The sequence below is a fragment of the Lysinibacillus zambalensis genome, assembly GCF_040183165.1.
GTDB lineage: Bacteria > Bacillota > Bacilli > Bacillales_A > Planococcaceae > Lysinibacillus > Lysinibacillus zambalensis.
This window is the reverse complement of sequence record NZ_JBEGDG010000004.1, coordinates 273,806-284,316: the sequence shown is the minus strand read 5'-3', so window position 1 is coordinate 284,316 and position 10,511 is coordinate 273,806. Positions and strand designations below refer to the sequence as shown.

Annotated in this window: 13 protein-coding genes; 5 read left to right on the top strand and 8 right to left on the bottom strand. The window is 35.0% G+C overall.

Annotated elements, in window-relative coordinates:
* Positions 1 to 509: 509 nt before the first annotated feature.
* Positions 510 to 812: a hypothetical protein gene (locus ABNX05_RS08495; protein WP_349659306.1), complete on the top strand. Its 303-nt coding sequence runs from the start codon at positions 510 to 512 to the stop codon at positions 810 to 812.
* A gap of 108 nt (positions 813 to 920) precedes the next feature.
* On the opposite strand, the gene ABNX05_RS08490 is transcribed toward ABNX05_RS08495, so the two are convergent.
* From ABNX05_RS08490 to ABNX05_RS08480, 3 genes are all read right to left on the bottom strand, one after another.
* Positions 921 to 1,424 (bottom strand): DinB family protein, encoded by a 504-nt coding sequence (locus ABNX05_RS08490; RefSeq protein WP_349659305.1) that lies wholly within the window; start codon positions 1,422 to 1,424, stop codon positions 921 to 923.
* A 96-nt stretch (positions 1,425 to 1,520) separates the two neighbouring features.
* The gene (locus tag ABNX05_RS08485; RefSeq protein WP_349659304.1) at positions 1,521 to 2,060 is read right to left on the bottom strand and encodes a TlpA family protein disulfide reductase; all 540 of its coding nucleotides are present in this window, start codon (positions 2,058 to 2,060) and stop codon (positions 1,521 to 1,523) included.
* Positions 2,061 to 2,109: 49 nt separating this feature from the next.
* Entirely contained in the window at positions 2,110 to 2,487 is a 378-nt protein-coding gene (locus ABNX05_RS08480; RefSeq protein WP_349659303.1) for a hypothetical protein, read from the bottom strand.
* Positions 2,488 to 3,004: 517 nt separating this feature from the next.
* On the opposite strand from ABNX05_RS08480, the gene ABNX05_RS08475 reads away from it, so the two are divergent.
* Positions 3,005 to 4,381, top strand: a complete 1,377-nt coding sequence (locus ABNX05_RS08475) for an MATE family efflux transporter (protein WP_349659302.1) — start codon at positions 3,005 to 3,007, stop codon at positions 4,379 to 4,381.
* Positions 4,382 to 4,443: 62 nt separating this feature from the next.
* Here the strand turns inward: ABNX05_RS08475 and ABNX05_RS08470 are convergent, their stop codons facing one another.
* Both ABNX05_RS08470 and ABNX05_RS08465 read right to left on the bottom strand, forming a co-directional pair.
* On the bottom strand, positions 4,444 to 4,782 hold the full coding sequence (locus tag ABNX05_RS08470; RefSeq protein ID WP_349659301.1) for a hypothetical protein: 339 nt from the start codon (positions 4,780 to 4,782) through the stop codon (positions 4,444 to 4,446).
* Positions 4,783 to 5,056: 274 nt separating this feature from the next.
* Complete coding sequence (locus tag ABNX05_RS08465; RefSeq protein WP_053484870.1) at positions 5,057 to 5,257, bottom strand: cold-shock protein; 201 nt, start codon at positions 5,255 to 5,257, stop codon at positions 5,057 to 5,059.
* A gap of 448 nt (positions 5,258 to 5,705) precedes the next feature.
* Between ABNX05_RS08465 and ABNX05_RS08460 the strand changes: the two genes are divergently transcribed.
* Positions 5,706 to 6,758, top strand: a complete 1,053-nt coding sequence (locus tag ABNX05_RS08460; protein WP_349659300.1) for an ABC transporter ATP-binding protein — start codon at positions 5,706 to 5,708, stop codon at positions 6,756 to 6,758.
* Positions 6,759 to 6,810: 52 nt separating this feature from the next.
* Here the strand turns inward: ABNX05_RS08460 and ABNX05_RS08455 are convergent, their stop codons facing one another.
* Entirely contained in the window at positions 6,811 to 7,719 is a 909-nt protein-coding gene (locus ABNX05_RS08455; RefSeq protein WP_349659299.1) for a substrate-binding domain-containing protein, read from the bottom strand.
* A gap of 398 nt (positions 7,720 to 8,117) precedes the next feature.
* Here ABNX05_RS08455 and modA point away from each other — a divergent pair, with 398 nt between their 5' ends.
* Positions 8,118 to 8,903: a molybdate ABC transporter substrate-binding protein gene (gene modA / locus ABNX05_RS08450; RefSeq protein WP_349659298.1), complete on the top strand. Its 786-nt coding sequence runs from the start codon at positions 8,118 to 8,120 to the stop codon at positions 8,901 to 8,903.
* Between the two features lie 3 nt (positions 8,904 to 8,906).
* Positions 8,907 to 9,563, top strand: a complete 657-nt coding sequence (gene modB / locus ABNX05_RS08445; protein ID WP_349659297.1) for a molybdate ABC transporter permease subunit — start codon at positions 8,907 to 8,909, stop codon at positions 9,561 to 9,563.
* A gap of 111 nt (positions 9,564 to 9,674) precedes the next feature.
* On the opposite strand, the gene moaD is transcribed toward modB, so the two are convergent.
* Both moaD and ABNX05_RS08435 read right to left on the bottom strand, forming a co-directional pair.
* Positions 9,675 to 9,908, bottom strand: a complete 234-nt coding sequence (gene moaD, locus ABNX05_RS08440; RefSeq protein WP_349659296.1) for a molybdopterin converting factor subunit 1 — start codon at positions 9,906 to 9,908, stop codon at positions 9,675 to 9,677.
* The gene (locus tag ABNX05_RS08435) at positions 9,901 to 10,380 is read right to left on the bottom strand and encodes a molybdenum cofactor biosynthesis protein MoaE (protein WP_349659295.1); all 480 of its coding nucleotides are present in this window, start codon (positions 10,378 to 10,380) and stop codon (positions 9,901 to 9,903) included. The genes moaD and ABNX05_RS08435 overlap by 8 nt, the downstream gene beginning before the upstream one ends.
* Between the last annotated feature and the right edge of the window lie 131 nt (positions 10,381 to 10,511).

The following is a 10,511-nucleotide window of genomic DNA, read 5'->3' as shown; positions in this document are numbered from 1 at the left end:
GGCAGGATGTTTTTTGCGCGAAAGCGTAGTGCTAACGTAGCGACAGCGGCAGGATGTTTTTTGCGCGAAAGCGTAGTGCTAACGTAGCGACAGCGGCAGGATGTTTTTTGCGCGAAAGCGTAGTACTAACGTAGCGACAGCGGCAGGATGTTTTTTGCGCGAAAGCGTAGTGCTAACGTAGCGACAGCGGCAGGATGTTGGTCACGAAGGCGTTATCACAGGACGTGATGCTATTAGCCTTCGTTCCTCGATTGTGATCCCCCTAGGAGTCGTCCAGTCTCCACTCCAATCAACTGGTATCAATTTCGCCTTGGCGTAATTATAGCTATCGCTTCGAAGGCAATTATATTAATTACCAATGATTTCGTATTACGTAAAATCCACGGCTTTAAATAGCTCAATAGCTCTTCCATCACCCTAATATCCCCTATTATTAGCTATACATCGAATTTGTTAATATGTTACAATTGAGTTAAATATTTTTATAGATATAGGGGGATCTTTTTAATATGTCCTATGTAAACGATTTACAGTATTATATTGATAGTGCTTCAATCGGAATTTTACTCGAACTTCTTTTGGTGACAACTTGTATTTCAACTATTATTTATTTAGTAACTAAAAACCAATATATTTCGTACCTTTCGTCTGCACCAATATTTTATTTTCTTTCAATAATTTTGTACCACAATTCACACTTCATTCTCCTTGTCTTAGCAATGACAATACAAGCCTTAGTTATTTTATTTATCCAGAAGAAGAATCTACTAAAGGTAATAACAATGAAAGACAAAGCTCACGACAGTATTTAACATGATAAAAAAAGGACTTGTTTTTATGATTTATCAACAAGTCCTTTTACTTACCTTATACACTTCCATGTTTTAATGCTCTGGTCCCTCATCCTCATTTATTTCATTTTACATTTCCGGAGCGTCCATACCGAAATTTGCCCATTCCTCTTTAGCCGGACCATAAATGCCGGGGACAGTTAACCCCGCCTGTCGCATAAGAACCGTCATTTGTCCCCGATGGTGATTCTGATGTTGAATCAAGAACATTAAAAGTGTACCAATTTGCATGTCTTGACCGAAAAATTGAATGTGCTCGTGAAGGGTTTGATCAGTCCAATTTGTTTTTACCGCTTGCATAAACGCATTATTAGCTTGAGAATAGCTATTTGCAATAAATTGCGCTGAAGTAGGAACAGGATAATCTTTAGTTGGAGCATCAAATGTTAAACTTGTATTCGAAGTAATAATGTGAATTGCAGTGACCGTATGCCAAGCAATACGTCCTAAAGTCCAATTTTCAGACGTTATTTCCTGCTTAAGTGATTCATCAGTTAGATTATTCAATAACTTCTGTGTACAATCGGCTTCAAACTCCCAAGACTTAAAAAAACCACTTAATGTCTGATACATAATAATCCTCCTCTTTCTTGCGTTAATAATTTCCTTAAAAATGACGCCAACATATAAATGCTCCCATCGTAAAGGAAGTGATTAATTTACAAATTATTAGAGTTTATCAATATAATCATTTAATTGTTTTTGATTCATCGATCCCTTTATCTTGTTCTTTAATATACCTTTAGAATCGAAAATAAAAGTTGTTGGATATGCCACTACTCCAAATGATTTTTGAAGTGTACCATCTAAATCAAGAAATATAGGGAAATTCAAATTGTATGACTCTTGAAATTCAATAGCATTTTCAATACTATCAACAGAAGTTGTATTAATCGCTAACAGCTCAACATTTTCAGATTTGTTATTATAAAAATCCCTAAATTCAGAAGCCTCTTCTTGACAAGGTCCACACCAAGATGCCCAAAAGTTAACGATTAAGACCTTTCCCTTGTATTCTTTAAATGTTGTTGTTGATTCGTCTAATCGTGTTAACTTTGCATCAAAAGCAAGCTGTTTTGTTCCATCTTCATTTTCTACTAATGGGTTAACTGTTGTTTCTTTTAGGAATACATCTTTCAAAACAATTCCAACAAGTAATACGATTAATAAAGCTGAGAAATATAAACCTAAACGCTTTTTAAATTGCATAAATGATCACCTACATTACCCTTTAAATATTATTTTTCTTCAAGCATACCTAGATTGAATTTTGATAAGATACTATTAACTTTTCTTTGGCATTTTGACCAGCTAATCCTGTTTTAAATAATTTAGTAGCATTTTGATGATCTACTATTTTTGTAAATTGTTTTAATAAGTTTTCTATTAAAACATCGAGCATCTCGCCTGCGCTTTGTTCTGTGTCTTGTCCCTTTGGTAATTTGATTTCTTTAATCATTACTCTTTCACCGTTTAAATTTGTGACATAATGACGAATATAACCATCTTCTTTTTTAATTTCATATTTCGCTTTACTCTGTTTATTTTTATCTAAAAATAAATTTGGAGATAGTCCATTTAGTTCATCTTTTTTTATTGTATTTATGTAATTATTATTTGTAGATGGGATCATCATTCTATTTACCTCCTTCATTAATTATTATAGAGGATACCCCTTTTATTTGAGTATCAATTATCACTTACTTTTACCATTATATAAATTATTTACCACATTAATCAATTCCATAAATTCGCTCTACTCTATAACCGCAACGAACCCTTTAAAGACCATTTACGCCTCATTATGTAACAATACGAAAAAATTCCCACACTAATATTGACTTCATTTTTTTCTGGTGGTACATTTACTAAACTAAATTTAAATATTTTCCAAGGGGTTGAAATTGATGAAAATAACTATACATTAAAGGCAAGCATAAGGAAGCTTATCGCTACGAACATTTTTATGATGAAACCCCGTTTTTGGCTTATAGGGGATGCAATGACAGCGGAAGTCATGTACAGAAAACGAACGAATATTAAGATCTCTAATCAAGTTTTAAGTGCGGATGGTGGGCTAATTGACCAACACCTGCGCAAGCTATCACATATTTAAAAAGAAATGGGTTATTAAAACCCAAGAGGGCATAAAAATGGACCAACAAATTTTACATGATGATAAAAAGCTACAGAAAGCTTTTTTTAATTTTCTAATACCTGTAATGCTAGCGAATGTGCTGCAATCTTTAGGGCAAGTCTTTGGCATGTTTATAGTTGGACGTAATTTAGGAGTTGATGCGCTAGCGGCGATTTCAGCATTTTTCCCATTCTTCTTCTTTTTAATGGCATTTGCTATTGGGATTGGCTCTGGTAGCTCGATTTTAGTAGGGCAAACATATGGGGCAGGCAATCATGAGAAGATGAAGGAAGTTGTTGGGGTAACACTAGCCTTCACGACGATTATATCAATTGTCGTCGCAATTTTTGGTGGCTTTTTCATTGAATGGATTTTACGTTTTATGCAAACACCTGCAAACATTTTAGATATGAGTATTAGCTATGCTCAAATTTTATTTTTCACCCTACCGATTATGTTTTGGTATATGGTGTACACTACCTTTATGCGTGGTGTAGGTGACTCTAAAACACCTTTTCTATTTTTAGTTATAAGCGTTATTTTAAATATTGCATTCCTACCACCATTAGTTTTTGGTTGGCTTGGTCTACCTGAATTTGGCTTAAACGGTGCTGCTTATGCCTCTGTTTTATCCAATCTAGTAACGATGTTATTATTATTTGCCTACTTGCATAGAACAAAGCATATTTTGCGCCTAGACAAATCGATATTACAGCATTTTACATTAAAGAAGGATATTTTAGCTTCATTATTAAAGTTAGCCATTCCAGCAAGCATTAGTATGGTTGCAATCTCTGTAGCAGAAATTGCTGTAATAGGCTTCGTTAATGTTTACGGCTCCAATGCTACTGCCGCTTACGGTGTTGTCAATCAAGTGGCTAGCTATGCACAGGTGCCTGCGATGAGTATCGCGATTGCGACATCTGTATTTGTAGCGCAAGCTTTAGGAGCTAACTCTACAGAAATGATTAAAAAAATTCGTCAACTAGGTGTGCTGATTAACTATATTTTAGGTGGCACGATTATTTTATTTATGTATTTATTTGCGGAGCCTATTTTATCTTTCTTTATTGATCAACAGAATACGGTACTGATTGCAAAGAATTATCTATATATTGCATTTTGGAGCTATTTAATTTTTGGCCATACACAAACAGTTTCGGCTACAATGCGAGCTACAGGTGTTGTCTTATGGCCTACAATTTTCCTAGTTATCGCGATTTGGGTAGTCGAGGTGCCATTAGCGTTTGTTTTATCGCACTACACTACATTCGAGCTTAATGGTGTTTGGTTAGCTTACCCTGCTGCCTTCTGTGTGCATTTTGTATTACAATACGCATACTTCAAGCTAGGCTGGCAAAAACGAACATTAAAAGCAATGCTAAGCGATTAATCATTAAAATTGCTGTAGACAAAGCTATACATTACTTTGTCTACAGCAATTTTATAAGTATTTCAAACTTCCACAGGAGGAATTATTCCCCAAACTAATAAGAGAAAGAGTACTAAACCAATTAAAAAGAATATAACTGACGTAATAAATATCGGACCTAGTTGATAAGTGAACTTTTCCCTTTTCTGAATTATGCCTGTTTGCCCACTAACTTGAGATGTAAATAACCTAGTCATAGCTCCACCACTACTCGAAAAGTAAAAACTGCCCCCAGCAAAAGCTATACCAGTGAAAAACATTATCTCGATAAACCTTACGGAGAAAAATGAAGCAATAAAATACGAAATTAAAACTTCTACAATAAATGCCACTATCATAATAATTAAATTTTTACTACGCATATAAACTCTCCCCCTAAATTTTATACCCCCTATTACTTTGTATACGATTAAACAGGAATTAAGTTACATTTTTAGTTAAATTTAATTACTATTTTGTGCATTCTTTTTCCGTTAATAGGAAAGAAATTAAATTAATGTTCGATGAGTTGAATTTTGAGATGGAATAAAAATAGGTAGTACTACCCCACTTTTCCACTTTCCATCACTTCCTTTTATGCATAAAAAAAAGGCACCCTACTGAAAGGATGCCTTTTTTATGGTTACATCATTAAAATTAAAGTTTTACGATGTTTGTAGCTTGAGGTCCACGTTGACCTTCTTCTACTGAAAATTCAACTTTTTGACCTTCTTCAAGAGTTTTGAAGCCGTCACCTTGGATAGCTGAGAAGTGAGCGAATACGTCATTTCCACCTTCTACTTCGATGAAACCGAAACCTTTTTCTGAGTTAAACCATTTTACTGTACCTTGTGTCATTTGAATGACCTCCATTAATTGTATTAATTAAAATCATATTACCAAAAGAAAATTCACATATTACAAAAAGCATCAAATAAAACACGATTACTCTTTGTAATATGTGAATTTATTGTTCTCTTGAAAACGATTTTATTAATTATACTATATATAAAAAAAACGTATTTGTCTAGTGCAAAAGCTAATTTTTTTAAAATCTATTCTCAAACCAACTTACTACGATACAAAAATCAGTTCAACAAACGCATTGAAGTTGCCATTTAACACCTTTGAAGACGTTCAGCGCGAGCGTTGAATCACCTAGATTAATGAATGCTGATTCCTCATTGAACTACTTAGCTTCTTTTTAAGATTTTGTACTGCTTTAACATCTCTATCATAATGTGTGCCACAAGAATATGTTACAATGACTTTTGTTTTAGTTATCATTTGAAATGAGGTTTAACAAATGAGTTTTATTAAGCTAATGCATGTCGAAAAAGCATACAATGCCCAGCCACCTGTATTAAAAGATATTAACATAACGGTTGAAAAAGGTGAATTCTTTGTATTAGTAGGCCCGTCTGGTTCAGGTAAAAGTACACTTCTGCGCCTTATTGCTGGCTTAGATAAAATGACGACTGGCACCATACAAATAAATGGGGAAACATTAGATATGGCTCCCCCTCAAGAACGAAATTTATCAATGGTTTTCCAAAATTACGCACTATACCCACATCTAACAGTGGAGCAAAATATTTTATTTGGTTTAAAAAGAAAAGGTGTTCATAAACAAGAGCAGCAGAAACGTTTGCAAGAAAGTGTTGAATTGTTAAAGCTGACAGATTATTTACATCGAAAACCAAAAGCTTTATCCGGAGGTCAACGTCAACGTGTTGCTCTTGCACGTGCTATCGTTAGCCAATCTCCACTGTGCCTGATGGATGAGCCTTTATCCAATTTAGATGCACAATTACGAACACAAATGCGGACAGAAATCAAACAACTACAAAAAAAATTGGGCTTAACAACTATTTATGTAACCCACGATCAAACAGAAGCAATGACCATGGGGGATCGAATAATGGTTTTACATAAAGGATGTATTCAGCAAATTGGAACACCTCTAGAATTGTATAATCAACCAAAAAATTTATTTGTCGCAAGCTTTATAGGCTCTCCAGCTATAAACATGGCAAGTGCAGTTTTAGAAGATTCTACGCTCATTATTGAAAATCAATTTTATATGAAGCTTCCAACCGATGTTTATGCACGTTTACCTCAACATACACCATTATCAGTCTGCGTTCGGCCAGAGCATCTCCAAAAAGGAGACGTTTTGCATCTTCCTATAGTAAATATTGAACAGCTAGGACATGAAACGCATATCATTGTTCGATTGGCAGATCAAACATGGACGATTAAATGGAGTGGCCAACATAGCTTTAAAATCGGAGAAACACTTTCTCTCCAGCCTCAACACCTACTATTTTTTGATGCAGAAACAGAAGTATTATTATAGCTATTCCGATCAATGTAAAAAAACTTGCCTTATCGGCAAGTTTTTTTCATTATTAAAGAGTTTCATATATTACTTGTCCCATTTGACTGACATCATAATCTCCTAAGGCGACTACTTCTGATTGGAAATCTGGTGAATTTAAAATCTCTTTTACCGTTTCAATCAGCAGTTGGTTTTCGGGAGTTTTTAATAGGACAATATCATACCGTTCTCTAACAAGTGGTATAAAGTCTACATCTATGAGTTTTGATATTTTTTCAATGCCTATTCCAATGTCTGCATTTCCGTTTGCGACAGCAGAAGCTACATCGATATGGCTCATTTCTTCCTCGTTATACCCTTCAATAGAGGATGGTGATATGTGATGAATACGTAATTGCTCATCTAAGAAAGTACGAGCACCTGAACCTTTTTCACGATTCATCAATTTTAGTGATTTAGTCTTAAAATCATCGATTGATTGAATTTGCAATGGATTTCCTTTTTTTACATAGAAACCTGCTCGGCGTGAAATCAGATTGATAAGAATATAAGAGTGACTTACAAAAATCTTTTTCAAATAAGGTGTATTATAATCCCCTGTATCACCATCGTACAAATGTAAACTAGCAATATCACTTTCCCCATTATATAGCGCCATAACACCATTAAAGCTACCTTCATGAGAGCGCAATACTTTATTGGATTGTTTTTTCTCTATATATTTTCCTAATAAGTCTAAAGCTAAGTCTTGTCCGCTAATAATAACTTTTTTGTTTGTAGAAGGAATAGTCGAGGTAGTAGTTGCTCCTGACTTGCTCTTTTGTATATATAATTGTAAATCGGTTCTATCTACGCGCATTTGTCGACCTACACGAAAAACAGGTAAATCTCCCTTTTTCACTAAATCGTAGATCGTTAATTTTGAAACCTTTAATAATTGAGCAACCTCTTCAATCGTATAGGAATGTTCATGTGACATGTAAAAAATCTCCCCTTATGATTCTATTGATTCTAAAATAACGTAATTATAATATTTTTGAACCATTACCAAAACGTGTGGTTGATTTCCGTTGCGACTGGACGCTTCGTTGCTGCCGCTTCGCAGCACGATGTTGGTCACGAAGGCGTTATCACAGGATGTTATGGTTTTAGCCTTCGTTCCTTTATTACTAATCCCCAAGGAGTCGCCCAGCCGGAACGAAGATCAACTTATTTACATAGTATAACGTTTAACAAAACTCATCCACAACTTTTGGTGATGAACCATATTATTAATATCTTGAATGTTTCTAACGATTTGGTATTCCTTTTTTAGACATAACTAATTATAATTAGTTATGTCTTGTTATAACGAGTTATAAAAGGAGTATAAACAAAGTGAAAAAGTTTTATAGTTTGATAGCTTCATTGCTACTACTGGTCGGCATTTTAGCAGGCTGCGGTAACCAAGAAAGCAACAATAAAACAAAAGAACCTGTTGAATTAACGATTTCCGCAGCAGCTAGTTTACAAGAATCGTTAGAAGAGCTTCAAAAAGCCTATGAAAATGAGCACGATGCTATTAAAATTACATTTAACTTTGGTGGCTCTGGTGCTTTACAACAACAAATTTTAGAAGGTGCTCCTGTTGATCTTTTCTTTTCAGCAGCCGAAGATAAATTTGATGAGCTAGTTCAAGAAGATTTAATCAATAAAAAACAAGGAACAGATCTTTTAACGAACGAATTAGTATTAATTGTTCCTAAGAAAAATGAAAAACCGATTCAATCATTTGAAGACTTAACGAAAGCCGATAAGATAGCCATTGGTACACCAGAAACGGTTCCTGCTGGCAAGTACGGTATAGAAACATTGAAAAACATGAATCTTCTGGAACATGTAGAATCAAAAGTAGTGTATACAAAAGACGTACGACAAGTTCTTACATATACAGAAACTGAAAATGTCGATGCAGGTCTAGTTTATAAAACAGATGCTCTTGTATCAGAAAAAGTCGATGTCGTTGCTACAGCCAAAGAAGATATGCATACACCTATTATTTATCCTGTAGGTGTTATCAAAGATAGTAAGCATGCAAAAGAAGCGGAAGATTTTTATCACTATTTACAAAGTGATGAAGCGATGAAAGTATTTAAAAAATATGGGTTTCAAGGGACTCATTAATAGATGAGTACTGATTTCTGGTCACCTCTAAAACTTTCTGTCGAAATAGCTCTTGTGTCAGGAATAATTGTGATAGTAACTGGTATTCTATTTGGTAAATGGATGGCAAAACGTAATTTCAAAGGAAAATTATTTCTAGAAACAGTGTTACTTTTACCACTAGTATTGCCCCCTACTGTAATAGGGTTTCTTCTAATTATTATTTTTGGTAAAAACAGTGTGCTAGGTAACTTAATTACATGGTTTTTTAACCAACCCGTTATGTTCACATGGTGGGCGGCAGTCATAGCCTCTACTGTTGTTGCATTTCCTTTAATGTATCAATCAGCAAAGACCGGCTTTGAATCTGTTGATGAGGACATTGAGAACGCTGCACGTGTTGATGGTGCAAAAGAATGGCAAGTCTTTTTCTTTATTTCTATCCCTCTTGCATTAAAATCAATTGTCTCAGGTGGAATTTTAAGTTTCACACGAGCTTTAGGTGAATTCGGTGCAACCTTAATGTTTGCTGGTAACCTCCCAGGCAAAACGCAAACGACGCCACTTGCTATTTACATGGCGATTGGTTCAGGTAACATGTCACTTGCTTGGTCGTGGGTGATTTGTATGATAGGCATTTCCTTCCTTATGCTTCTGAGCGTTCATCTCATAAAGGCATAAAGTAAAACTTTATCCAGTAGAGTGTCTTCCCCTACTGACGAGCTTTTTCTGGATCAATATGATAAAAGATGTAGTCGGTTCACTAAACTGGACCAACTACATCTTTTCTTTTTATCCTCCACTAATGGGTGGAATAAACGCGACTGTATCCCCTTTTTTTACAACCGTTGCATCTGTTGCGAATTCCTCATTTACCGCTGTCATAACATGCTGTAAAGAAACTAGTGGATATTGTATTTTCATCCATTCTTTAATTTGTCCAATTGTTCTATCTGACAGGTCTACACATAATTTTGACTCGCCTATACTTTCTTGTAAGTGAGCAAATAATAATATGTTAATCACAAGATTCCTCCTCACTGATTGATGGATTTCCTTTTGGATGAGGGACATTTTCTAATTGATCACCAATCCATTCGGTCCCATCTTCCCAATACTCTTTTTTCCAAATTGGCACAATTTGTTTTATACGATCAATAGCATATTCATTTGCTTCATAGGCTATTTTACGATGTGGTGATGAAACCGCAATGACTACGGCAATATCCGAAATTTCTAAATGGCCAACACGATGTGTAATGGCTATTTTCGCTTCTGGCCATTGCTCTTGTATTTCTTTAGATATTTGTTCAAACATTTTAATAGCCATAGATGGATAGGCTTGATATTCCAAATGCAGTGTTTTCTTGCCTTTCGTCATTTCACGTACTGTTCCGATGAAAACAGTGATTGCACCAGCATTTCGATCTGTAACTTTTTGTCTAACTTCTTCAACATCAATCGGTTTATCAACGATATCAAACAACGGTATAGTCATGAATTTCTCCTCATTTCATGTAATCAATTATGCCTCGGCATAATTGCGTCCGGAATCGGCTTTGTGCTTAGGCCTGCACGAAGCTGGTCAGTTAGCCGTTATCGCATGAATGCGATGATTTTAGGCTAACA